16 protein-coding genes and 2 tRNA genes are annotated in these 22,957 nt (G+C 47.7%); 4 read left to right on the forward strand and 14 right to left on the reverse strand.

Annotated features, from left to right (window positions below; genetic code table 11):
* A partial coding sequence (locus NZM05_12010) for a hypothetical protein (GenBank protein MCS7014338.1) occupies positions 1–215 on the forward strand: 215 nt, incomplete at its 5' end.
* Between the two features lie 6 nt (positions 216–221).
* Positions 222–2,321, forward strand: coding sequence for a (E)-4-hydroxy-3-methylbut-2-enyl-diphosphate synthase (gene ispG / locus NZM05_12015; protein MCS7014339.1), 2,100 nt, complete (start codon positions 222–224; stop codon positions 2,319–2,321).
* A 103-nt stretch (positions 2,322–2,424) separates the two neighbouring features.
* On the opposite strand, the gene NZM05_12020 is transcribed toward ispG, so the two are convergent.
* The 7 genes from NZM05_12020 to NZM05_12050 all read right to left on the reverse strand — a co-directional run bounded on the left by NZM05_12020 (position 2,425) and on the right by NZM05_12050 (position 11,779).
* The gene (locus NZM05_12020; protein ID MCS7014340.1) at positions 2,425–3,960 is read right to left on the reverse strand and encodes a fumarate hydratase; all 1,536 of its coding nucleotides are present in this window, start codon (positions 3,958–3,960) and stop codon (positions 2,425–2,427) included.
* Between the two features lie 141 nt (positions 3,961–4,101).
* Positions 4,102–6,879, reverse strand: a complete 2,778-nt coding sequence (locus NZM05_12025) for a hypothetical protein (protein MCS7014341.1) — start codon at positions 6,877–6,879, stop codon at positions 4,102–4,104.
* Between the two features lie 167 nt (positions 6,880–7,046).
* Positions 7,047–8,948, reverse strand: coding sequence for an ATP-binding protein (locus tag NZM05_12030; protein ID MCS7014342.1), 1,902 nt, complete (start codon positions 8,946–8,948; stop codon positions 7,047–7,049).
* Entirely contained in the window at positions 8,941–9,933 is a 993-nt protein-coding gene (locus NZM05_12035; protein MCS7014343.1) for an AAA family ATPase, read from the reverse strand. The genes NZM05_12030 and NZM05_12035 overlap by 8 nt, the downstream gene beginning before the upstream one ends.
* 106 nt (positions 9,934–10,039) lie before the next feature.
* Positions 10,040–11,467 (reverse strand): insulinase family protein, encoded by a 1,428-nt coding sequence (locus NZM05_12040; GenBank protein ID MCS7014344.1) that lies wholly within the window; start codon positions 11,465–11,467, stop codon positions 10,040–10,042.
* Between the two features lie 108 nt (positions 11,468–11,575).
* Positions 11,576–11,657 (reverse strand) — tRNA-Leu (locus NZM05_12045).
* Positions 11,658–11,706: 49 nt separating this feature from the next.
* Positions 11,707–11,779: transfer RNA gene (locus NZM05_12050), tRNA-Lys, on the reverse strand.
* Between the two features lie 413 nt (positions 11,780–12,192).
* Here NZM05_12050 and NZM05_12055 point away from each other — a divergent pair.
* Positions 12,193–14,367: a thioredoxin domain-containing protein gene (locus NZM05_12055; GenBank protein MCS7014345.1), complete on the forward strand. Its 2,175-nt coding sequence runs from the start codon at positions 12,193–12,195 to the stop codon at positions 14,365–14,367.
* 57 nt (positions 14,368–14,424) lie between these two features.
* Positions 14,425–15,264: an alpha/beta hydrolase-fold protein gene (locus NZM05_12060; protein MCS7014346.1), complete on the forward strand. Its 840-nt coding sequence runs from the start codon at positions 14,425–14,427 to the stop codon at positions 15,262–15,264.
* A 94-nt stretch (positions 15,265–15,358) separates the two neighbouring features.
* Here NZM05_12060 and NZM05_12065 read toward each other — a convergent pair whose 3' ends face one another.
* From NZM05_12065 to NZM05_12095, 7 genes are all read right to left on the reverse strand, one after another.
* Positions 15,359–18,505, reverse strand: coding sequence for an efflux RND transporter permease subunit (locus NZM05_12065; GenBank protein MCS7014347.1), 3,147 nt, complete (start codon positions 18,503–18,505; stop codon positions 15,359–15,361).
* 43 nt (positions 18,506–18,548) lie between these two features.
* Positions 18,549–19,781: an efflux RND transporter periplasmic adaptor subunit gene (locus tag NZM05_12070; GenBank protein ID MCS7014348.1), complete on the reverse strand. Its 1,233-nt coding sequence runs from the start codon at positions 19,779–19,781 to the stop codon at positions 18,549–18,551.
* Positions 19,756–20,136 (reverse strand): hypothetical protein, encoded by a 381-nt coding sequence (locus NZM05_12075; GenBank protein ID MCS7014349.1) that lies wholly within the window; start codon positions 20,134–20,136, stop codon positions 19,756–19,758. The genes NZM05_12070 and NZM05_12075 overlap by 26 nt, the downstream gene beginning before the upstream one ends.
* 178 nt (positions 20,137–20,314) lie before the next feature.
* The gene (locus tag NZM05_12080) at positions 20,315–20,512 is read right to left on the reverse strand and encodes a hypothetical protein (GenBank protein ID MCS7014350.1); all 198 of its coding nucleotides are present in this window, start codon (positions 20,510–20,512) and stop codon (positions 20,315–20,317) included.
* A gap of 427 nt (positions 20,513–20,939) precedes the next feature.
* Entirely contained in the window at positions 20,940–21,920 is a 981-nt protein-coding gene (locus NZM05_12085; protein ID MCS7014351.1) for a hypothetical protein, read from the reverse strand.
* A 179-nt stretch (positions 21,921–22,099) separates the two neighbouring features.
* Positions 22,100–22,315 (reverse strand): hypothetical protein, encoded by a 216-nt coding sequence (locus NZM05_12090; GenBank protein ID MCS7014352.1) that lies wholly within the window; start codon positions 22,313–22,315, stop codon positions 22,100–22,102.
* A gap of 167 nt (positions 22,316–22,482) precedes the next feature.
* Positions 22,483–22,957: hypothetical protein (locus NZM05_12095; GenBank protein ID MCS7014353.1), on the reverse strand; the 475-nt coding region annotated here is incomplete at its 5' end.

The following is a 22,957-nucleotide window of genomic DNA, read 5'->3' on the forward strand; positions in this document are numbered from 1 at the left end:
CAAGAATGAAAAATAGCACTATTAACTTTCAGTCAGGCGATGATGATGTGGTTCATCTGTGCCAGCCCGTTTCGTTCAAGAAATACTTTGAACAGAACGGTTATACGCTCATCTTATTCAACCGTGGAATGGGTGAATCCAGATTTGCAAAGTGGTTCAATTCCCTCTTTCCTGCATTTGCTACAACGATTAACATCGTCGCACAAAAACGCTGAAGTCTTATGTATGTAACCAATCCATACACCTATCGCCGCCGCAAGACGATTGAAGTAGGGTTTGGCGACCTCAAGCTTGGTGGGATGAATCCAATTCGCGTGGAGTCCATGACCACAACTGACACGATGGATACCGAAGCCACCGTCGAGCAGTGTCGCCGTCTCTATGAAGCAGGGTGTGAAATTATCCGCATCACGGCGCCTTCAATGAAAGAAGCCGAAAACTTAGGCGAAATTTCCAAGCGGCTTCGCCAGATGGGGATTCGCACCCCGCTTGTCGCCGATATTCACTTTACACCAAATGCAGCACTCAAAGCCGTTGAGTTTGTTGAGAACGTGCGTATCAACCCGGGTAATTATGCCGACCGCAAGAAGTTTGTTGTCCGCGAATACACCGATGCCGAATACGAAGCCGAACTGGAGCGCATTCATGACCAATTCAAGCCGCTTGTCTTGAAGTGCAAAGAGTATGGGCGCTCTATGCGCATCGGCACCAACCACGGCTCGCTTTCCGACCGCATTATGAATCGCTATGGCGACACGCCGCTGGGTATGGTCGAATCGGCACTTGAATTTGCACGCATCTGTGAGCTGTACGGCTACTACGACTTCATCTTCTCAATGAAGTCCTCAAACCCGCAAGTGATGATTCAAGCTTATCGCTTGCTGGTGGAAAAAGCAGACAAGGAACTCAAGCACCGCTACCCACTGCATTTAGGCGTTACAGAGGCAGGTAACGGCGAGGAGGGACGCGTGAAATCTGCCATCGGTATCGGTGCCCTTCTGGAAGATGGCTTAGGCGATACCATTCGCGTCTCGCTCACGGAAGACCCTGTCAATGAAGTCCACTTCGGCTTTGAGTTAGTCAGAAAATACAACGCCAAGCTTTGGGTTCACGCTGAGACACTCGGCGACTTTGCCAAGAGTTTTGTTGAACCGAAAGAAGAAGAGCCACCCTTTACGCCTTATGAATTCAACCGCCGTGAGTCCATTAAAATCACGGTTGGCCATTTAGAAATGGGCGGCGATGCCGTGCCACGTGTGGAGCTTGATGTCAGAACTCCGCTCTCTGATGTAGAGCATGTGCGCGATGAAATCATCTTCTCTGCTAAGCCCTTCCTTGCCGAAGGCGCAAAATCAGAATTCACTTCCATTGAGACCGACTTTATTGACGAAGTCAAAGCCGTGCAGCAAGCCTTGGCTGAAAAGTTTGTCTCACCTATTCTTTCTGTCTCGGTTAAGGAAATGCTGACGGCACAAGCATTGGTCAACACTGTCGATAAAATTCGTCTCAACATCAAGAAAGGTGATGCACCTTTTGAGAAAGAAGGCTTGCAACATCTCGTTGGCAGAGCTGCTATTGAGTTTTCATTTGTCAAGACCGATGAGACCGATACGGCGATTGCAGAAATTCTCACGCGCCTTGCAGACCGCTGCAAAGCGGTTGGGCTGGAGAAGGCAATGTTCTCCATTCAAGCGAAGGAAATCATCTTCCCGTATCGGCGTTTGGCACAAGCCTTCAAGCGCGCTGGCATCCGGTATCCTATTGTACTACGCTACGACGCCTGCCATATCAAACCGACCGAAAATCCTGCCGCAAAGATTCCTGAGTCTAAGGTCGATGCGGCGACGCTCTGTGCAGTTTCAGTTCAATTAGGCACCCTGCTTTGCGACGGCATTGGCGACGCTGTTGCACTTCGCTCGAACCTATCGCGTGGCGATGAGTTAAATCTTATCTACAACATTCTGCAGGCTACGCGCTACCGAATGACAAAGACAGAGTTCATTTCTTGCCCTTCATGCGGACGCACACTCTTTGATTTGGAGGAAGTGACTGCAAAAATCAAAGCGCGCACAGCACACCTCAAAGGCTTGAAGATTGGCATTATGGGCTGCATTGTCAACGGCCCTGGCGAAATGGCGGATGCAGACTTCGGCTATGTCGGCACAGGCGTTGGACAGATTTCACTCTACGTTGGCAAAGAAGTGGTCGAGCGCAATATCCCTGAAGCAGAAGCCGTCGACCGCTTGGTTGAACTCATCAAGCGACACGGAAAGTGGCGTGAGCCTGAGGAAGTGGAGGAACATAGCAACAAAGTGTTGTGAAACCCTTTATCCCTTTGCAGAGAGAATCGGGTGAGAGCAAGTAGCAATCACATTGAGCCGTGCATGCTCTCAACCTGATACAGTTTCCTCTGAAGGGCATAGCTTAAAACACTGGTTCTGCAAACTCTTTTAAGCGCTCGAGCGACTCGTCTTCTATCTCTTTATGCAAGCTATTGCCGTGTGAATCCATTGTGCAAATGGCGGCAAAGCCCTCCACTTGTAAGTGCCACATTGCTTCGGGCACTCCCATCTCTTCAAGGAAGTGCACACCTGTTACCTCTTTAATGCATTGCGCATAGTATTGTGCTGCGCCGCCAATCGCATTCAGATAGACGGCGCCATACTCTTGCAGTCCTTTCAGCGTTTTTGCCCCCATTCCACCTTTCCCAATCACAGCGCGTAGCCCTAACCGCTTAATCACATCGGCTTGATATGGCTCTTCCCGAATTGAGGTGGTTGGGCCTGCAGCCGTAATCTTATACTTGCCATTTTCTTTGAGGACAACAGGACCGCAGTGATAGAGCACCCCTCCACGTGTATCGACTGGCATTGTCTCTGCTGTAAGGTTGTGGTGCACCACATAGTGATGAAATGCATCACGCCCTGTATGCACTTCGCCATTGATAATGACAATATCGCCAACCTTGACCTTACGAATCTTTTCCTCACTAATTGGGGCTTGCAGCACAATTTCTTTGCCTGTCAGCGGAATGCCTGCGCCTTTTGCCAGCTTTTTGATTTCATCGCTTTCACGGTAGAGCCACTTGATAATTTTCCCGCTTGAGTCCAAGTGAATTCCCAAGCGGCGATAAGCCCAGCAGTTATAGGCCACGCTGACAAAGAAACTTGCAGGCAAGCGTTCTGCCACCCCAATCTTGCAGCCTAAGAGCGTTACTTTGCCGCCAAACCCCATTGTGCCAATGTTAAGCTTGTCAGCATTTGCCATCACATATTCTTCCAGTGCTCGCAGTGTTGGGTCAGGATTGACATCATCGACAGGTCGCAGCAGTTGCTCTTTTGCCAGCTCATAGCCAGAGGTTCGGTCGCCGCCAATTCCCACACCAATGAAGCCTGCCGAACAGCCTTGCCCTTGCGCCTGCCAAACCGCATGCAAGATGCATTTTCGAATCCCATCTACATCCCGCCCTGCCTTGCCAAGTCCTTCAAGCTCGGTTGGAAGAGAGTATTGGATGTTTTTGTTTTCACACCCGCCTCCTTTCAAGATGAGCTTGATTTCAGTGAAGTCCTTTTCCCATTGTTCAAAGTGCATGACTGGCACGCCTGCTCCCACATTTGTGCCATTGTTTTTGCCTGTGATAGGATGCACAGAGTTGGGGCGCAACTTACCAAGCTTCGTGGCCTCTATGGTCGCTTCCTTAATAGCTGCTTTAATTTCCAGTTGATTGACTCCTACTGGCGTGTGAATGAAGAAAGTTGGCATACCTGTATCCTGACAAATCGGTGAGACATTTTCACACGCCATATCAATGTTGAGGGTGATAGTCGAGATTGCAAGACCAGAGCGAGATGCAGGGTCTTCACGCTCCGCTGCATTTGCAATCGCACGGCGCACATCGCTTGGCAAGTTGGTTGAGGTCTCTATAATCAGCTGCAGGATTGAGTCTTTCAGTGCGGACATACTACAACGAGGTTAAATTCCAAAAGCGTTGTTTTTAGCCCTGAAATTTACAAGAAACTCTGCACGCAGAAAAGCTGGGATTGCGAAATCTGAGACTGATGATACAGCGTTTGCGTTAGAGGGGTATTTGCTCCTAACTCTTTACCGCACGGTCTTGTTAAACACATCACGCACCACCGCACGGTTTGGCGTATTGACCCCATCTTCTACACGCCAAGTTCGCTTCTGTTCCAGCGCCTCACTTTCTCCGTCTAAGAGATATCGATATTCAATTAATTCTCCTCGCTGCAGCCTTAGCACGGCTGTCCAGACCTTGTCGTTACGCTTTTCGTCGCCGTATCGTCCATCATCGCGCATTGGAATTCTTTGTTGTCCTCTCGAGCGTGCCTTCAAAATCTCGAGCTCTGCACTTCTTGCAGCTGGACTGGCAGAAAGGTCTAACTCAAAGCGTGTTTCCACCGTGTTAATTAAGTCTTCCTGCACGGTTTTGAACGCCTCTTTTGGCACTCGATATTCTTTTCCTCTGCTACGCCAGATGATCGCCATCCCTAAATACGCATCTCTGTTATGCGTGCGTTCTTGCCCTGCAATCGCTCCCAAAAAGCCAATTTGGTTTGGTAATTTCAGTTCAGAGTAAGGCACTACTGCCTCAATGGCTTCATCAGAGAAAGCCAGTTTGACTTTGTCGCTTCGCAACTTTGCTGGTCGCAGTTCTATCTCCAAAATCCTATCTTCTTCAAACGCAATCTGCACTGCCAGTGTCTGAGCAGTATCGCTTAGCACGGTTTTCAGGTTTTCCTCTCTTGCAGCCAGTGCAAAGCACAGTGCATCATTTGTGATGCCATAGTAGCACTTTGAAACGGGCATTTCGCTTTCACCGATTGCAAAGACTCCTGCTCGTTCAAACCACTCCATTTCTGCTAAGATGCCATCAAGCTGCACTTCATTTGGGTTCAGCCGACCAACGGGTATGCGCTCTTCTGGCACCACAATCGGTGCAAACATTCGCCGCTCTATGCTCTTTCCCGCTGCCAGTAGTGCATCGTAGACTCGCCCTAAGTGGGTGCGAAATGCTTTGTCTAAGGCTTGCTGCACGATGTAAGGTTGCTCTGCCTCGTTCCCGTAGTGCTTAAACCAAAGCGCCTGCTGAGCGGCATAGAGTTCGAACCACGCTTGCTGATATGCAGTTAGCTCCTGCCCACTGTGCGCTGCACTCCGCTCCACTTCTACGCTTGGTGGTAACAGACCTGTGCGCTCGAGGTCTGCTCGCGCCAGTGCCAGATACGTCCAAGCTGTTTGTTCCTCCTTGTCGCCAATCCATTGCTCAAGCCCGTTCTCAGCAGAGAGCGGAAGTTTTGCAAGCGTTTTTGGCAAGAGTGGTTTCTTTTTTTCGCCTACTTCCATCAGCAGCCTGCTCAGTCGTGTGAGTTGCAGACTCGGCTCCTTTTTTTGCAAGCCTACACTTGTTAGCATGCCCAACAGCTCTGTGATTGCACTTGCTGCACTAACTGTGCCATGAAATGCCTGTGGGAGTTGCAAGCGCATAGTCAAGACGCCTTGTGCATTACGGTATTTCTCTATGGATTGCAACCACGCCGCCAGTTCTTCTGAACGATTCTTTGCGGAAAGTGCTTTTTGCAAGCGCTCACCTGCCACTGTTTCATCAAACGATAGCCATAGGCGACTGGCGCGCGGTAGTTGATACAGGCTTGCAATTTCCTCTGGACGCAGTGCCGCTTCCGACTTATCTAACGCTTTGGCCAGCGCTGACTTTGGACATAGCAGCCACTTTATGCCAGCCGCCTCATAGAATCCCAGTGAAGACTCGGACACCATTAGCGCTGTCGGCACAAACCCTTGCGGAGTAATACCCAGATAGGCATTCATTCGTGCCACTGCCCGCACAATGTGTGTTTTTGCATCTGCGCTGGCTTGCACTGGCAGCGGAAACTGTCCCACTTCACCGAGTGCTGTTTTCGCATCTTCGGTGTCGCTCAGCAGAGGAATGAGCGCATTAAATGCAGGTGTGGTTATGACATCAACTGGCAGTGATGGAGCTAATTCATCTCTTTTTCGTTTGCCTTTTGGCGTGCTGGCTTGTTCTAAACCGCTCTGTCGCAAAAGAAACAAAATCGTCTCCATCATTTTGTAGGTCTCGACCACCAAGCGCTGGCAGTCATCTTCACCAATTGGGCGCGCTAACTCGTAGCGGTCGTCCTCTTCACTTGGCGTTCGGTTGTCGTCTTTTATGAAGTAGTCGCTTAGGTCAAGTATGAGCGGCGGGTCCAAGTTTGTGCGTGTGGTAGCAAGCTTGCCGCCTCGCACATAGAGTGGCAGGGTGTATTTTCGGGTCAGCAAACTTGGGTCAAAGTGTGACACTGTGTAAAGAAACTTGATGCGAATTCGGTCTCGCACCGTGTAAAGCGCACGGTTCTGCGTGCCAATGATAGTGCCTACTTTCATATCATTTGGCAGAAGCCGTGCGTAGTCTGGGAATCGCCTAAGCGTTGCCTCGCTTACGCTAAAGCCGTGTGCTACTTGCGTCTTGGAGTTGTTTAGGAGCAGATCCAGCTCTTTGCTTGTCAGCTCTATGGAGGGCTTGAGCAGTATATCCAGCCATGGGTCTGTTTTGCCGCCGTATTTTCTTAGGTAGCCTTTTGCATCAATCGTATTGGTGCTTAGGTCAATAAACTCTCGCAAGTAGCTGGTGTAGCGCACTATTGCTATTAGTGTCTCCGACGAAATTGCCACCGTTGCTGGCGCGTTCGGTGTGCTGGCTAGACTGCTTAGCAAGGGAAAAAATGACCCTGTTACAGCGTGTCGCACCGTCGGCATTCCTAATTCGCTGGCTGCCACATCCATTTCAGCCGTTGCATCCAAATGCCAGACGATATGTAAGCGAAGTGGTTCAACTGGCATGCGTTGCCCCACTGCTGGCAGGGCTGCAACATGCCCAATTAGTATGAATATGAGCAGCGGTGTGAGCTCTTTTGTCAAGGTTTGCCTTTGTTTTGGAGGTCAAATATACCGAACAGGCTTGACTTCTTGCTCCTTTAGCTTACCACACATTGCGCCAAGCGGCTTTACTATGCGCGCTTTTTAATGGTAAAATGAAACTCTGCGCCTTTGCCCAGCTCTGATTGAATCCAAATTTTGCCACCGTATTGCTCGACCACTTTCTTAACAATTGCGAGACCGACCCCAGAGCCGGGCTGGTCACTTTCGCCACGCTCAAAGAGCCGAAACACTTTCTCAAAATCTTTGGGTGCAATGCCGATGCCATTGTCTTTCACCACGATTTCGTGCGTGTCGGGGTGGTCAATCGCATAGATGGAAATACAGGGGTCTTTCACTTTTGCCGTGTAGCGAATTGCATTGCCAACCAGATTGGTCATTACTTGCTCTAAGCGGCGACGTGGAAACTTCACCAGCGGCAAGTCAGGGGAGATATTAACCTTGACACGCTGCGCTTCAAGATGCCCACGATAGTTTTCCATAATTGTCGAGACCATCTCGTAGAGGTAAATCTCATCCATCTTGACGGTCTCTCGCCCAACTCTGGAAAGGTCCAATAGCTCCGTAATCATATCTTCCATGACTTTGGCATTGTAGCGGATGCGCTCGAGTGCAAAGCGTGCTTCGTATTCCATCTTGTCGTAATACAGTTCCTGCACCCGTGCGGCAAACCCTTGAATTGAGATAAGTGGCGCTTTGAGGTCGTGAGAGACAGAATAGACAAACTGCTCCAGCTCTGCGTTCTTTTCTGCAAGCGTCTTATTGGCTTCGGCCAGTGCTTCACTTAGTTTCTTTCGGTACAGACCTTCGGCCAGCTCTGTTGCAAGGATTCGCGCCAGACGCTTGTCATCTTCGGAAAAGCGGCGCTGACGCAGCGTAATAATTTGCAGCACTCCTTGCAACTGCTCATAGCCAATGAGGGGCACAGTAAAAACACTTCGTGCCGCAATTGAAAGCAGATGTTTTTCAGCGTATTGCAGTCTTGGCTCTTTTAGGGCTTCCTCAATGAAGGACTCTTGTCGCTTCATTGCAACTAATGGGGCAATGCCTTTTGCTTGCTCTTTAAGCGGATATGAACGCACCGATTCGGGCAGGTCATCGCTGGCTTCGTATTCCAGAAAGAGCATATTTGTCGGCTCATCGTAACGATAAATCAGAAGGAGGGCTGGTTCGAAAAGCTCACCCAATTCTTTGCTGATGCGCCGTGCAATCTCTGGCACTGTCTCAGATTGATTGATGATTTCACTAATCTTGATAATCACTTCGCGCTCTAAACGCGAGCGTTTTTCCAGCGTAATGTCTTGCATCAATACTTTGAACCCACCTGCAACTGGTGTTGTGCCGAAGATGAGCGGTGAAAATTCTGCTTGAAAAATGTGTGTCTCACCTGCAAGGTCTGACATTGCAATTTCTTCGCGCACGAGCTCTCCTCTTTCGGTGCGCTGTGCCGCTTTGATAAATCGATCTGCATTCTCGGGTGAAAGCTGCCTCAGCAAGTTAAATTCTTGCAGGCTGTTTCTATCCCAGCCAAAAAATGTCTCGACGGCACGATTAACTTCCATCACACGGTAGTCGGGACCGCAGATGAAAATTAGCTCTGCTGTAGAGTCGAACAGGCTACGATATTGCAGTTCCGCAAACAACAATTCCTCTGTGCGTTTCTTGACTGTGTCAGTGAGCGACTCGTTGTAGAATTGCAGCTGGCTATTGGCTTCGTTGAGCGACTCAGTTACTTTTTGCAAGGATTCAGCCAACTCCCGATTTCGCTTCACGATGCGATACACCACTGTCGCAATGATGCTACCAATCACAAAGCCACCCAGCACCGCAAAGGCAATATCGGCTTCTTTTGAGAGGTCTAATGAGGTGAGCGTCAGCACAACAATTGCTGCCCCTGACACACACGAGAGAAATGCAAACAGCGCCAGTTGGACTTCATTTCTTTTGAGGCGATGCAGCGTCTGCTTAATCATTTGCCTTGCTAAGGCTTTGAGTTAGGGCAGCGATGATGGTCTCAGGCTTAATTCCCTCTGCCTCTGCACTGAAGTTGGTAAGCAGGCGATGTCTCAGCACAGGCAGGGCGACTGCCTTAACATCGGCAATATCGGGTGTGTAGCGTCCCATTAGAAGGCAGCGGGCTTTTGCACCCAAAATCAGATACTGCGATGCACGCGGTCCAGCGCCCCAGCTCACATACTGCCGCACGATTTTTTCATCGGTGCTGGCTGGGCGTGTTTTGCTGACCAAACGCACTGCATATTCAATCACATTATCCGACACGGGCACTTCACGCACCAGTTTCTGGAGCATCAAAATCTTCTCGGCATTCATTACTTTTTGCAGCTCTGGCTTATCTGAAGAAGTCGTCGCTTTCACAATCGCTTTCTCTTCTTCAAATGATGGATAGTCAATCCAAAGGTTAAACATAAAGCGATCGAGCTGCGCTTCGGGTAAAGGGTACGTTCCCTCTTGCTCAACTGGATTTTGAGTTGCGAGTACAAAGAACGGCTCTGGCAGTGCATACCGCTTTCCTGCCGACGTGACCTGATGCTCCTGCATTGCTTCCAGCAAAGCCGCTTGAGTTTTTGGTGGCGTGCGGTTGATTTCATCAGCCAGCACGACGCTTGCAAAAATCGGCCCACGAATAAACTTGAAAAATCGTTTGCCTGTCTCGTGATCTTCCTCCAGAATTTCTGTGCCTGTAATGTCCGATGGCATCAGGTCGGGCGTGAACTGGATGCGGCTAAAGCTCAAATCCAACACACGCGCAAATGTGGAGACCAGCAGCGTTTTTGCCAGTCCAGGTACACCTACCATCAAGCAATGCCCACGCGCTAAAATTGTCATCATCAACTGCTCAATGATGTCATCTTGCCCTACAATCACCTTATGGATTTCAGCTTTCAGGGTTTGATACGACGCGGCTAAATCTTCTGCCAGCGCAATCAGTGACGACATTGATTTAAGAGTTTGAAAACTTTAGTAGGTGAGTTGAAAATTCTATCCACGCAGTTGCCTCTGATGCTCCTTAGCAAGGCACAAGTGCTTTGCAAACTGCACACTGTTAGCTGCTGACACGCAATGCTTCGCTAAAAGTCTGCTCCTCGTTATTTGGGTCTATCTGCACGACCTCTCCTAAATCTGCTACTTCCTTTTGCATCGCCTTGACCTCCCCCACTATCACAAACACAAAACGCTCTGGCTGAATATACATCTTTGCGGTCTTGTGCACGTCGTCTAAGGTTAGTGCTTGAATGTTTGCTTGAAATGTCTTGTAGTATTGTCGGTCTAATCCGTAAAGCTCCACAGTGGCAAGGCGGCTTAAAATGGTCTCAGGTGATTCATTTTGAATGACAAAGTTGCCTGATAGGTAATTCTTTACCGCTTGCAGCTCTTCTTCACGCACTCCTTGCTCCAGCAAAGTGTGCACTTGGCTTAGGATTTCAGTAGTAGCCAGCCGCGTTACGTCCTTGCGAACCTGTGTGCTGATATTAAAGTCGCCTGCCTCTCGCTTGGCGTCGAAGGTGCTGCGAATGCTGTAGGCATACCCTTGCTTTTCTCGCACGCTAAGGTTCAAGCGTGAGCCAAAGTATCCGCCCAGTATCGTGTTCAGCACATAGCATTTGAGGTAGTCAGGGTGTGCTCGCTCAATGGAGAGATGCCCTATCATCAAGACGGATTGCACTGCTCCATCTTTTTGCACAAGGATTACTTTCGGCGCATTTCTTAGGTTCGGCTGCGCTCGTTTTGTCGTCGCAAGTGGTTTTGCTTGCCAAGTGCCGAATGCTTCTGTGAGCTGCGCTACGAAGTCTTCGCTCTTCAAGTTACCTGTAGCAATGAGCACGCTGTTATTTGGCACGGCAAAAGTGCTGTAAAACTCACGGACATCTGCTTCTGTCAGCGCTGTTAAGCTCTGCACTGTGCCAAGCACTGGGTAACTATATGGGTGAGGGAAATACACTTGCTGCGCAAATGCATCGCTTGCCAGACGCCCTGCATCAGACTTGGAGAAACGCAATCGATTTAGGCTTTGCTGCCGTACAAACTCAAGCTCTTTTTCAGCAAACGCTGGGTGCAGCACCACATCGCTCATCAGTGCTAACCCCTGCTTCAAATACTTTGGCATCACTGACAGCGACACCAGAGAGTGGTCTAATCCTGCCCAAGCCCCCAACTCTGCACCAATGAAGTCGACTTCTTCGGCAATCTCATCCGCAGTGCGAGAGGTCGTGCCTTGCAGAAGCATTGCAAAAGCCACCATTGCTGCTTTATGCCGCGCCCCTTCATCAATGCTGCCAGCTTTGACATAGAGCCGAATTGACACAAGCGGTGCGGCAGGCTGTTCATAGACCATCACTTTTAATCCATTTGGTAGCACCGTCTCGAACCAGTCAGGGAATGTGGCACAAATCGGCTGAGCCGATATAGGTGGTTTAGACCTATCCAGAGGCTCTGGGTAGTATTCTTCTGAGACCTTCATCTTTGGCTCCATTATGCTTTTCAGTGTCCTGCTTTTCAACGCCTACCGCTGGTGAGAAATTTCTGGCTGTTTTGCAAACAAAAAAGCCGCTTCTGACAAGCGGCTGCGGATAGTATGGTGTGCGCGGGAGGAGATTTGAACTCCTACGCCTCGCGGCGCTACCACCTCAAAGTAGTGCGTCTACCAGTTCCGCCACCCGCGCATGGAAAATTTGGCTGCCACTGGCAGCCGCAATTCTTTGGGGAAGTCTGTGAGCATAGATGGACTCGAACCATCGACCCTCTCATTAAAAGTGAGATGCTCTACCAACTGAGCTATATGCTCAACCATTTTCGTCTCTTTCGAGACGGTTTCTAAGATAAAAAAGTTTCAACAATGTTGCAATGCGCTGCGCCCCCTACTTGTTTGCGTATCTCAGGCGCTTCTTGTGTCGATTCTTACGACGGCGTTTTTTGCGCTTATGCGTCGCCATCTTGTGGCGCTTGCGCTTTCTTCCACAAGGCATTTCTTTTCCCTAACTTTGAGTTCAAAATAGAGCTGCAAAGATAGAACTTAGAGACTGAATTTCAAAACCGAACGAAGAGATACAACCCTGCACTCGCTGGTCTTACTCGCCCTAAATGTCGTACCTAGTCTGTGTTTCGCTTCAAGGCGTGCGATTTCTTCGCACATAAACGTTTAGCGTTTGCTTTTGCTTTTTTGCGTAAGAGACATCAACAACTAAACCTATCGCTATAATGAAGACCACCGTACCGAAATTCACCAATCGGCTTGCTAACGAGAAAAGCCCATATCTTCTTCAACACAAACACAATCCCGTAGACTGGTATGCGTGGGGTGAAGAAGCTTTTGAGAAAGCTCGCCGTGAAGACAAACCCATTTTTCTCTCTATTGGCTACTCTACCTGCCACTGGTGCCATGTAATGGAGCGAGAGTCGTTTGAAAATGAAGAAATTGCCGAAGTGCTTAACAAGTATTTTGTCTCCATCAAGGTTGATAGAGAAGAACGTCCTGACCTTGACCGCGTGTATATGAGTTATGTGCAGGCTATTACAGGTAACGGTGGTTGGCCAATGTCGGTGTGGCTCACACCAGACCTCAAGCCTTTCTTTGGCGGCACTTACTTCCCTCCAACAGATCGATGGGGGCGGCCGGGCTTTAAGACCTTGCTACTTAAAATCGCTGAGAGCTGGGAAAAAGACCGTGAGAATATCCTTACGGTTTCAGAGCGTGCAACCCGTCAACTGACTGATTATGCACGTCAAATTGCTCAAGCGGAAAGAATCGACCTCACAGAGCAAGTGCTGCACCAAGCGGCTGCCAGTTTCGCCCATAGTTTTGATAGTGAGTGGGGTGGGTTTAGCAGCGCGCCGAAATTTCCGCGCCCCGTCTGCTTCAACTTCCTTTTCACTTACTACCACCGCACAGGCAATACACACGCCTTAGAAATGGCACTTTTTACTCTGCGCAAAATGGCAGAAGGCGGCATCCATGACCACATTAGCGTGATGGGCAAAGGCGGCGGCGGCTTTTCACGATACTCAACTGACCGATACTGGCATGTGCCGCACTTCGAGAAAATGCTCTACGACAATGCTCAACTGGCTATCTCTTACCTTGAAGCCTACCAACTCACTCGCAATCCGTTTTACGCAGACATTGCGCGCGACATCTTCAACTACGTGCAGTGCGATATGACCGACCCGCAGGGCGGTTTTTACTCTGCTGAAGATGCCGATAGCCTTCCTACCCCTGATGCCGACCACAAAGCAGAAGGCGCTTTTTATGTCTGGGAACAGGCTGAAGTTGACAGAATTCTGGGAACAGAGATTAGCGAGATTTTCTCATACCTCTACGGCATTAAGCCTAATGGGAATGTCATGCACGACCCTCACAATGAGTTTGAGAACAAAAATGTCCTTATCCAACGCTTTTCATCTGAAGAAACAGCTCAGCGATTTGGAAAAACCGTTGAACAGCTGCATGCCATCATCCGTGATGCAAAAACTAAGCTCTTCGAGGCTCGTCGCCAGCGCCCACGCCCTCATCTGGATGACAAAATTTTAACCTCGTGGAATGGGCTAATGATTTCTGCTTTTGCTAAAGGCTATATGGTTTTAGATGAACCAGCTTACTTACACGCTGCCAAGCGTGCAGCCGATTTCATTCTTCACACGCTCTACAAGCCTGACACCAATGAGCTTTTGCGACGATATCGTGATGGCGAAGCAGGCATCTCTGGAAAGCTGGACGATTATGCCTTTTTTGTGCAAGGGCTGCTTGACCTTTATGAAGCCTCGCTTGAGTCAAGGTATTTCACCACAGCCATTCGCCTTACTGAAACCATGTTGCAGCGCTTTGAAGATAAGGCGCTTGGCGGCTTTTTTAGCTCCGAAGAAGATGATAAGAGCATCATTATCCGAATGAAAGACGATCACGACGGTGCAGAGCCTTCGCCCAACTCTATCGCTGTGCTTAACCTTCTGCGCCTTGCTCAGATGACCGACCGAGAAGACTTCCGCACGGCTGCAGAGCGCACCTTACGCTTTTTCAGCCACCTGATTGACAAAGCCCCCAGCTATGTGCCGCAGATGCTTGTGGCACTTGATTTTTATCTGCAAAAGCCGAAGCAAATTGTCCTATCAGGCGACTTGGCAACACCTGAGATGATGGCACTGCGCCGCGCCATTTACGAGAGATATTTGCCGAACAAAGTCATCCTCTACGCTGAATCAGAGGTTGCTCAGCAAGCAGATTTCCTCAACGCTATACTTCAGCACCAACCTGCTGCGCCTACTGCTTTTGTTTGCATTGATTATGCGTGCCAATTACCCACCAGCGATGCAAGCATATTAGCGAACTTGCTTGCTCCTTCATCGAGTCATCGTCCAAATACGTCTCGTTTGTCGTAAATTGCAAGGCAAAGCATCTCTTAGCGGGTTATAAGGAAAACAAACAACTGCACCCCTGTGAAATACGCTCTCGTGCTTGCTGTGTTTTTTAGCATTCCTTTTGCAGCGGTGTCGCAGCGCCGCGTGACTGGCACGCTTATTGAGCATCGGAATTTTGCATCAAAGTTTGTGATGCCGCGTCAAGTTGATGTGTGGCTACCACCTCGTTATCACTCTGCACCCGCTCAGCGCTATGCCGTGCTATATGCTCACGATGGGCAAAATCTCTTTGACCCCTACACTGCTTTTATCAAGGTGGATTGGGGTCTTGATGAGACTTTGACGCAGCTTATTGCGGAGGACAAAGTGCAGGAAGTCATTGTGGTCGGAATTTGGAACACACCAAAGCGTCGTCAAGAATATATGCCTGAAAAAGCTGCCGCGACATTTCTGGGCGAGCCTGTGCAGTCTGACAACTACTTGCGTTTTCTGGTAGAGGAGCTTAAACCTTTCATTGACTCAACCTACCGCACGCGTCCTGAGCAGTCGCATACTTTCATTATGGGTTCCAGTATGGGCGGGCTTATTTCACTCTACGCAATATGCGAGTATCCGCACATTTTTGGTGGTGCTGCTTGCCTTTCGACGCATTTTCCTGCTGCAGACGGCGCAGTGATTGAGTATATGAAATCCCATTTGCCTGACCCTGCCACGCATAAAATTTATTTCGACTACGGCACGGAAACGCTTGATGCACAGTATGAACCCTATCAACAGCGCGCTGATGCTGTGATGCGCCAGCGTGGTTTCATAGAGGGTAAAAACTGGATTACGCGTAAGTTCCCTGGCGATGAACATTCTGAGCGTGCTTGGCGGAAGCGCGTGCATATCCCCTTGCTTTTCTTGCTTGGCAAGTAGTCTACTTATTGCCGTCTGAATGCGATGCCCAACTTCGCTCTGTGCGTGTGCTTCGTTACGCCCTATTGCGATTGCAAAAATTTGAAATTGTTTATTAGAGTGCAAGTGCTTTTTTCTTTTTTGGCTCTCGATCAAGGTAGGTAAAAACAGCTGGAATCGTAACTAAGGTGAAAGCGGTCGAAGCAAGTAACCCGCCGACAAGCGGCGTTGAAAGTGAAGCACCGAGTTCTGACCCGCTGCCTACATTAAAGAGCAGTGGAATAACGCCAACAACTGTTGTAACTGTTGTCATCACAATAGAGCGCAAACGTTTGGAGACACCTAGAAAGATAGCATCACTTTGTGCATATCCATTGCGACGCAGTTCTACAATGAAATCGGTTGCGATGACCGCATCGTTGTCGACAGCACCTACCATAATCACTAGACCAATTAGTGAGAGCGCATTATAGCTTTCACCAACAAGTAGCATCAAAAGAATTGCCCCTACCGCTGCTAACGGACTGGTTAGCATAATTACCAGCGGGTAGAGCAGCGACTCAAATTCAGCCGCTAGAATCATATACACCAAAAGCAACGATAGGAGCAAAATAATCAGCAAACTTTTGAACGAAGATTTAACTTCTTCATTTTCACCGCCGATTTCTACGCGAATCCCTGCTGGCAGAATTCCTGCTCCTTTTAGGCGACGGTCAATCGTCTCAGCAACAGATGTAGCTGAGTAGCCTTCACTGGCATTTGCTTTTAGAACAATTTGATTTTTGCCATTTTCACGGAATCGCTCTGCGTAAAACAGATGCGACTCAACTTGCACCAGCATACGTAGTTCAATATCTCCAGAGGGTGTTTTGACTCTTTTAGTCAGTAGCTCTTCTAATGCTTTAGCTTGCTCATTTTGTACATAAAGTGTAAGGGAAATTTTTTCCGCTGCATCTTGTATGGTTGTCGCTGAGAATCCTTTTGTCGCCGATTCAATAAACCGCTCGACTGTAGATGGTTCAATACCATAGCGCGATAGTTCATCTCGGCGCAAAGACAAATAAATTTCTCGCTCTGTTTTTTCTAATCCAGTCCTCACATCTTTTACCCCTTCTATAGTTGAGACCAGTGCTTGAATGCTTGGAACGATCTGATATAGCTCTGAAATATTGTTTCCAATAAGTTTGATTTTGAAGTCATCTTTTTCGGGACGAAAAATTCTTTCAAGCGTCGTTTGCTTGCGTTGAATGGAGAATTGAAAGCCAGATTGTTTGGACATCGCTTCTAATAGAGTGCGTAAGCGGGAAATTGCTAGCGACTCATTTGCATTTTCAGAAAGTGAAACATCAAGCACAGCAGCTTGCATGTTATTTGATTCATCGAGCGAGAAAATTTCCTGATTTTCGGAGACCTGCCCAACTTGTGAGAGTACGGCATGCACATCTGGTTCGCTGAGGAATTTGTCCGTTAAAGCTATGGCTACTTTTTTCATCGTATGCACATCGTAGCCGCTTGGAAACGATAGCAAAATTCGCAATTCCTTTTGTGCTAGCTTTGGCACAATTTCAGCTGGAATAAGCGTCCCCAGAAAAGTTGTTCCAATTAGAATTAAAAATGAAAGAACGACAACGAAGTGACGATTTAGCAAAACCCATTTTAAGAATTTTTCATAGCGTATCACCCAGCGCATTTGAATTTCCAAGCGTTTGTTCAAAATTGATGTAGAATAGCGCATCAGCAGTGGATACCGCTGCGAAAGTGAGATCCTATCAAGACCTATGCGCAGCAAGGCTGGCACCAGTGTTATAGCAATAATGAGTGAAGAAAGAAGTGAAAAGGTCATCGCTAAACCCATGTCTCTAAAAATTTCGCGTGCGATACCATCTGTAAAAATGACAGGTAGGAAAATTGCCACATTTGTAAAAGTAGAGGCAGCCGCTGCAACATTAATTTCCTTTACGCCTTCCACAATTGCTTTTGTCCACTCCATTCCTTCATCACGGAGGCGTGAGACATTTTCTACAACAATAATTGCGTTATCGCCTAACATACCAATGCCTACGGCAATTCCAGTTAGCGAAATAATGTTGAGCGTCACGCCAAATGCATAAAGGAAAATAAAAGTTAGCACAATTGCAACTGGCGTAGTGATAGCAATGACGAGTGAGTAGCGCAGTTCATTTAAGAAGAAAAATAGCACAAGGAATGCAAGCAGTGCGCCGATATAGATAGCGTTGATAATGTCGTCAATAGAACGCTGGATAAAGACTGATTGGTCTGCAACGACTTCAATTGCATAAGTCGGCAATTCTTGGCGCAGCTCCTCGAGCACGCGGATTACTCTTTTTGCTGTCTCCACTGTATTTGCCGCAGATTCTTTTCGAATAGCAATTTGGATAGTCTCCACACCGTTGAAGAGCGTTATACCTCTCGGTTCAGCGAAATCATCACTCACCGTAGCAATATCTTTCAGCAAAATCGGACGCCCGTCTTTGGTTCGATGCACGATTGCACTGGCGATATCACTTGGAGATCTTAGTTCCCCTGAAAGGCGTAAGGGTAGGCGAAAATTTCCCTGACGAATACTGCCGCCTGAGAGAATAATATTCTGACTAGCCAGATTTCTTGCGATGTCAGAAATGTTTAACCCGAGGGAGTTTATCGCTTCAGCATTCAGGACAATGCGAATTTCACGGGTTGGCATACCTAGCACGCTGGCTTGTGCCACCCCTTCCAGTTGTTCTAGGCGTCGCTTAATCAATGCTTGTGCGACTTCGGCGACTTGGCTTAGTTCTCGCTGCGTTGGCTCCTTTAGACTGTCGCGCTTTGGAGAAATAACCAACATCATAATTGGCTCGCTAGCAGGGTCAATGCGTAGTATTGTCGGTCGTTCCGCTTCCTTTGGCAGCTGGGCTTTGAGGCGATCTAGCTTCTCTCGGGCATCAATAAAAGCGTAATTCATATCCGTGCCCCAATAAAAGTCTACCTGCACAAACGATACCCCCTCACGCGACAGCGAGCGAATGTTTTTGACCCCTGTCAAGGTATTCATTGTTTCCTCAATTGGAATCGTGATAAGTCGCATCATTTCGTCAGGTGAAGCATTTTTGTAAGCAGTCCTGATGGTGAGGCGTGGCGTAGAAATGTCGGGTAGGAAGTTCACACTTAATTTTTGAAAGCAAATTACACCGACAATTAACGCTGCAGTGAAAAACATCATCGTCGCAATTGGACGCCTCACGCAAAGTTCTGCAATATGCATCGCATCAACAGTTTGGTTAGCAAAGGTTCAAAGAAAGCAATGCTTAGGGGATTTTTACAATAGGCATATCGTGTGAAAGCGTAAAGTTATTTTCCACGATAATTTCGTCGCCTTCTTCTAACCCTTCAAGAATTTCAACTTCGTTTTCATTTTCAGCACCTGTTTCCACATAGTGCCACTTAGCTAACTCCCTCCCATCAGGCTCCTTTTGCGCAACAAAAACTACTTTTCGTCCATCTCGCTCCACAATTGCACGCTTGGGCACTACCAGACAATTTTGAAAAAATGCCACTTCAATCCAGACCGTTGTATACATCCCAGGCTTAATCCTATATCGTGGATTAGGCAGTTCAATCATGGCTTTTGCCGTTTTTGTTTCCGTAGAGACAACTGGACTTACGGCTGTAACTCTGCCTATGAGTGTATCTTTTGGGAAAGCGTTGAAGACAACTCTGGCACGATTTTGGACTTTTATGAGCGGCACTTCTTTTTCCAAGATTCCCACTTCTACCCGAATGCGGGAGAGGTCGACAAATTCCATACAAACTTGCCCTGCTGTTACGAACTGTCCTTCTGCAACTTTAATGCCTGAGACAAATCCATCAAATGGTGCACGAATGATTGTATTTTGTAGATTTAACTCTGCACGCTGAAGCTGATTTTTGGCGTGTGCGAACCCTGTCCGCGTGCGTAGCACCTCGTCTAACTTTTCCCCTGCTAAAATTTCTGCAAACTCAACTTCTTCTTTCAAGCGCTCTACTTCTTTTGCGTCGCCCTTGCCCGCTTTAAGCGCGCGCTCCGCTTCTTCTAACTCTTTGCGCAAGCGTTGCAACCGTTCTATATTTTGCGCGGAGGGCGAAAGTTTGGCATAATCCAAACGCTGCGTAACATATTCGCTTTGCGTTTTAAGATATTCTTCTTTGGCTTCTTGCAACGCAATGCGAAATTCCTTGTCATTAAATTGGAGAAGCGTCTCGCCAGCGCGACAAAATTCGCCTTCTTTTGCGGAGAGACGCACTAATTCCGCAGAAATTCGCGCAGATATCTGCACGCGCCGATTGGCTTCCGCGATGCCTGTCGTAGAGATAGACTGCACAAGCGTTTTTCGCTTAGCCACAATCGTTTTCACGCGAATTGGCTCAACGCGAACCTCAGGCAAATTTTGCTCGGAAGATTGCTCGGGAAGATTGGTCTTAGAGGTCGCTCTGAAAACCACAAGGCTGATTAAAAAAAGAATCGCTGCCGCAACGCTAAATCGTATCGCCCATGCTTTCATATTTGGATTGGGATTGGGTTGAGGCAAGGTAGATAACCAAGCAGCAGAAAAGCAATAGAATATTTTTGGCGACGCTCCAAACGCCAGCGGGCTCAATCCAGAGACGGCCGAAACATCCGCAAGTCAATGAAGTTGCGTCAGACAGAGCGAACTGGAGCGCAAGCAGCGATGTGAAAAAGGCGAGGAGGCTCGCCGCGCAGAGCGCGGCGGCGCGAAGATAAAAGTTCAAAATCATCATCGTGCCAAAGAGAAGTTCAACAAAAATGACGACAAGCGACAAGAGCAGCAGAACATACTTGCAGGAATGAAAAAAAGTTTCAGCTTTAACATCTGATACGATGCAAAAAACAGGCATTGTTGGACAAGACGCTGCGCGCTCCTATAACCTTCCTATATGCCTTTGCCAATCCATAGTCTATGGGTTATAGCACATTGAACAGCCATGTTTGCTTTCACAACTGAATGCTGAGAGATAAACAGAGCGCAGAGGAAAGGTTTTCGCACATACAATGCCGTGATGCTAACTGGCCACGCTACTCATCTCGTAAGGTTAGAAAGTTGATATAGCGATTGATTATTTCAGTAGTCTTCTCCCTGTCGTTCATATCGCCAGTGTACTCGAACACAACGTAGCCCTGTCTTAGAAGAAACACAGCTGGAGACCAACTTAGGTTCAATTTTTGATACATCTCGCCAGCGTCATCAAATACAAGATGTCCATTATATCCCATTGCGCTGAGTTCCTGTCTCAGCTTTGGTTTGCTTTTAACCTTCCCAGCCACAATGACACGCTCTACTGGAAGAGATGAAGACAGTATTGCATTCTGCCAATCCGTTGCCTCCAAACCCAAACACTCTCTACATCCCTCTGAGACCCTATCACTGAACACAATAAGAACTAGGTTCTTCGAAGCATTGATGTCAATCTCTCTACCGCTGTCATCTCTCAAATGCTGAATCCCGAAATCGCTGAAACGACTCATCCAGAACAAAGAAGATTGAACGCCAACGCTTTGAATAGTTTGGATAGCATGGTCACTTTCTTGGCGCGTAAATTTTTGCATGTCAGCAAACGAAAGAGAAGAAGCAAACTCAGAAACAAAAAGAAGAATGTGAAAAACAGCAGTACGCCTCTTGACAGATCTCTATTCATATCAACTATGGAGATACGCTAAAGATAGCTTTGTAAAATACAATAACCTGATTGTCTGGCTCATCTTTCTCTTGTACCACCAGCAAGTTGTTACGGGCAGTCAGCAGCATTCCTTTCGTCTCTACTTCTCCAATCAATGAGCCATCTGTCCTGAAAAACTCACAATAATTCTTGCCAGATACAAAACTGCCAGACTTGACCGACCGCTCGTTGTGAATTGCAAAACTTCTAACAAACACAGAGTCATTAAGAAAGTAAATGCCTGTGTTGTAAAAAATTCTTAAGTTAATCTTTTTCCAAAACTCTTCAGTCGGCTCTGCTTTCGCTAATTCTGGAATAATGTAGCGCTGACGCCTGTCTACAAATTCCCACAGAACAAAATCTTCTCGCTTAACGCTACCAAATAAAATCGCAGGCGATTGTGAGAAAGTGATAACATATTCGCTGCGATTGTTCATATCCAAATAAGCCGTCCCGTCTAATGCAGGGTACTGCTGGTATTCCTCAGGGTAACAGCCAATTTTTTTGATGAAGCGACCCAGAGAATCAATCACAGCTGCTGGATACCTGCGCATCGAACTGTTAGAAGCATACTCTCTTTCACCATCCCAGAAACCTGTTGTTAGAAATTGGTTGTCATCAATAAACTTCGTATCACCCAACACAGGTCGGAAGCCTTCTACGAAAATGCTTCTTAGCAAGCGCGTGCCAGAAGCATCAAAGACTTTGAAAGCGTAGAACCCTACATCGCCAACTACTATTTGCGTTTTGCTTATCCCAAGACTTCTTGGCTTTCTAAGGTTGAGTGGACCGTTGCCTTTGCTGAAAAGACGCTGTTTCAAGTTGCCATCAAAGTCAAAAACTTTGACATCAGAAGCAGAGATGTCGAGCAAGTAAATACAAGAATCCTCGCTGAGGATAGCTCTCGCTATGTAGCCAACAGGGTGGGGCGATTCAGGCAGGCAAATCCTCTTCAGCTCATACAATTGATGAAATAAAATTTTCTTAGGTTGATCTGCTATCTGCGCTTTCCGATTCTCTGGCTCTTTTTTACAACCAGTCGCCAGAAGAGCGCCTAAAAGTAAGAATGTATGAATGCTTCTTGTATGCCGCTTCATGTGAATATTTTTTTGGGCGTAGGACTCATGTAGAGTCCTACGCTGTATTAGATCTGTATCTGCTCAATTGAAATGTGGGTGTTTGTTATGTATGCCGCAAGAGATATAACCACGACTGCCGCAGTGATCATTCGGGTTGCCTTTGAGCAGTATTTTGCCCGCTGTGCTTTAGCTACAGTTGGCATTGCGAAAGGCGCTACCAGAGCCGCAGAAAAAAGAGCTATTGCGGCAGCAAGCATTGGAATCTGGATATTCTTTTTCATCGTTTGATTGAAGGTTTGAGTTTAAGAAGACTTCTTCCTGTCTCGTGGCAGGAATTGCGGCAAGTCTAAGTTCGCTTCTTCTTTTTTGCAAGAAAATTCGTTTTCGGTTTTCTGATTCGGTTTTCCGATTCGGTCGGGTTTTCCTGACCCCGTCACCGCCGCTGGCATCACTTTCCATTTGCCGCAGCGCTTTCCCCTATCTCGCTATCCAATGTCCATACCCCAACCGCCGATAGCGCTGCAAAAAATAGGTTCAACGCAATATGCCCTGAATACGATAGCTTACCTATCACCCCACCACACCCACACGGCAACACAGGAAATTGAAAGTAAATAAAAACCAAGTAAGTCGTAAAGGCGAGCATCGTAAAAAGTGAAGCCACATACCCGAGCAAAATTGTGCGTTGTCCTATGAGCATCGCGCAGAGCAACGCTTCCCAGATGGGAACGACATAGGCTAGCACGCTTGCAAGGGTTGCATCAAACAGTGGCGATTGTAGCAGGGCGTAGCGAAATTGTGGTAGGTTAATCAGCTTGCTAAAGGCAGCGTAAGCATATAAGATGAGCAGAGCAGTTTGCGTAGAAATTTGTATGCCCCTTGCAACTCTACTCTGTGTAAGTGAAGACCACAATCTTCTCCCC

The organism is Chloroherpetonaceae bacterium (genome assembly GCA_025056565.1).
In the GTDB taxonomy this organism is placed as follows: Bacteria; Bacteroidota; Chlorobiia; order Chlorobiales; family Thermochlorobacteraceae; genus Thermochlorobacter.

Excerpts from the sequence above, each read along its gene's own strand:
- NZM05_12055 (MCS7014345.1), top strand. The coding sequence starts at position 12,193 with ATGAAGACCACCGTACCGAAATTCACCAATCGGCTTGCTAACGAGAAA.
- NZM05_12070 (MCS7014348.1), bottom strand. The coding sequence starts at position 19,781 with ATGAAAGCATGGGCGATACGATTTAGCGTTGCGGCAGCGATTCTTTTT.
- NZM05_12065 (MCS7014347.1), bottom strand. The coding sequence starts at position 18,505 with ATGCATATTGCAGAACTTTGCGTGAGGCGTCCAATTGCGACGATGATG.
- NZM05_12030 (MCS7014342.1), bottom strand. The coding sequence starts at position 8,948 with ATGATTAAGCAGACGCTGCATCGCCTCAAAAGAAATGAAGTCCAACTG.
- NZM05_12020 (MCS7014340.1), bottom strand. The coding sequence starts at position 3,960 with ATGTCCGCACTGAAAGACTCAATCCTGCAGCTGATTATAGAGACCTCA.
- NZM05_12025 (MCS7014341.1), bottom strand. The coding sequence starts at position 6,879 with ATGCCAGTTGAACCACTTCGCTTACATATCGTCTGGCATTTGGATGCA.
- NZM05_12080 (MCS7014350.1), bottom strand. The coding sequence starts at position 20,512 with ATGGGATATAATGGACATCTTGTATTTGATGACGCTGGCGAGATGTAT.
- NZM05_12040 (MCS7014344.1), bottom strand. The coding sequence starts at position 11,467 with ATGGAGCCAAAGATGAAGGTCTCAGAAGAATACTACCCAGAGCCTCTG.
- NZM05_12035 (MCS7014343.1), bottom strand. The coding sequence starts at position 9,933 with ATGTCGTCACTGATTGCGCTGGCAGAAGATTTAGCCGCGTCGTATCAA.
- NZM05_12075 (MCS7014349.1), bottom strand. The coding sequence starts at position 20,136 with ATGCCTGTTTTTTGCATCGTATCAGATGTTAAAGCTGAAACTTTTTTT.
- ispG (MCS7014339.1), top strand. The coding sequence starts at position 222 with ATGTATGTAACCAATCCATACACCTATCGCCGCCGCAAGACGATTGAA.
- NZM05_12090 (MCS7014352.1), bottom strand. The coding sequence starts at position 22,315 with ATGAAAAAGAATATCCAGATTCCAATGCTTGCTGCCGCAATAGCTCTT.